This is a genomic window from Paenibacillus sp. J2R1T-4 (assembly GCF_059692235.1).
Window position 1 is genome coordinate 1 of record NZ_JCAUBA010000048.1, and the last position, 1599, is coordinate 1599.

1 protein-coding gene and 2 rRNA genes are annotated in these 1599 nt (G+C 47.5%); all 3 read left to right on the top strand.

What is annotated here, in order from left to right; all coding sequences use genetic code 11:
* Window positions 1–111 (top strand): 5S ribosomal RNA (gene rrf, locus AC58QD_RS32460); the annotation flags it as partial.
* A 351-nt stretch (window positions 112–462) separates the two neighbouring features.
* Entirely contained in the window at window positions 463–1281 is an 819-nt protein-coding gene (locus tag AC58QD_RS32465; RefSeq protein ID WP_497339198.1) for an alpha/beta hydrolase, read from the top strand.
* A gap of 211 nt (window positions 1282–1492) precedes the next feature.
* Window positions 1493–1599 (top strand): 23S ribosomal RNA (locus AC58QD_RS32470); the annotation flags it as partial.

Consider the following 1599-nt stretch of genomic DNA (forward strand, 5'->3'; position numbering starts at 1 on the left):
GACGATGGCGGAGGGGAACCACGCGTTCCCATCCCGAACACGACCGTTAAGCCCTCCAGCGCCGATGGTACTTGGACCGCAGGGTCCTGGGAGAGTAGGACGTTGCCAAGCACAAGAAGCCGTTTCTTTGCAAATATGCGAAGGAGCGGCTTTTTCTATATACATGTATCCGAAGAATAACGAACAATGCTTTCCGTTGGGGAACGCTGGCTTGAGAAAGAAATAGTTGCTAGAATGGCAACTAAAGGCGGTTAGTTGCCGCCTGGAGAGTGATTAGTTGCATAAAATGCAGCTAAACCAGCAAATAGTCCGACAGGTGAGAGTAAGGGTGGCGATAGTTGCAATATAAGCAACTACAACAGTGTATTTCCATTTATGGCGACATTAGTTGCTTGAAATGCAACTAATCCTAATTCAGAACCCGGGGAAAGTCACAACAAAGTGTGAATGGAGAGTGTGAAGATGTCGGTTAAGCCGGTTTCCTTTTTCTCAGCAGCCTTATTCAGTCGCAAGACATGTTATGTTGTAACTCCGCCCAGCTATGAGCTGTCAGACCGCAGATATCCCGTTATGTACATGCTGCATGGCATGAATGGAACAGAAGTGAGCTGGATGAATAATGCCAAGGTGCAGGAAACCGTTCTGAAGCAGATGGAGTCTGGCGAATTGCCCGAGTGTATAGTAGTAATGCCGAATGACGGGGAATATGGACAAGGGACCTTTTATATGGATTGGTACGACGGGACCGGCAACTTCGAGCAGTATATAGTGCATGATCTCATTCCATTCATTGATAATGAATATCGTACTTTGGCAACCAGGGAAAGTCGTGTCGTCTGCGGCTATTCGATGGGGGGATTCGGGGCGTTCTCTTTGTCGCTGCGACATCCGAGCCTGTTCGGTGCTGCTACAAGCTTGTCGGGTGCACTCGCAAGTATCGCTGAATTACCTTACAGAGAGTTTATACGATCGCCGATTTATCCGCGTATGGTGGGTCCTGTGAATGGGCCATATGCTCGCGCTCATGATTTGGCCGTGCTTGCAGCACAACGTCTGGAAGAAGGAACAATGCCTGCTCTGTACTTCGATTGCGGGACGGAAGATTTCCTTCATCCATTAAATGCCGGGTTTCACAAGTTTCTGAATTCCATAAGCTATACCCATGTTTACCGCGAGTTCCAGGGGGATCATAACTGGAGCTATTGGATCGAACATTTGCCTGATACGCTTGCTTTCTTTAGTCAATTTTGGGCGCAGAGCGGCGTCTATATGGAGCAATAAGATTTATGCGAAAGAAAGTGTTGCAAGGTGTTGGGCGATGTGTTATTATATTTCTTGCCGCTAAAAATGCTCTGCAAAACTTAAAGTGTTGCTGACGGTGATAGACGATTTGTTCCTTGAAAACTGGATAGCGAAAACGATAACGAGAACTAGAGCAATCTAGATGTGTTTGAAAGGCTTGGAACTGACATTTTCCATTTGGAAAAGTCATGGATAAGCAAATAAGAGCGCACGGAGGATGCCTAGGCACTAGGAGCCGAAGAAGGACGTGGCGAACGACGAAATGCCTCGGGGAGCCGTAAGCAGGCTTTGATCCGG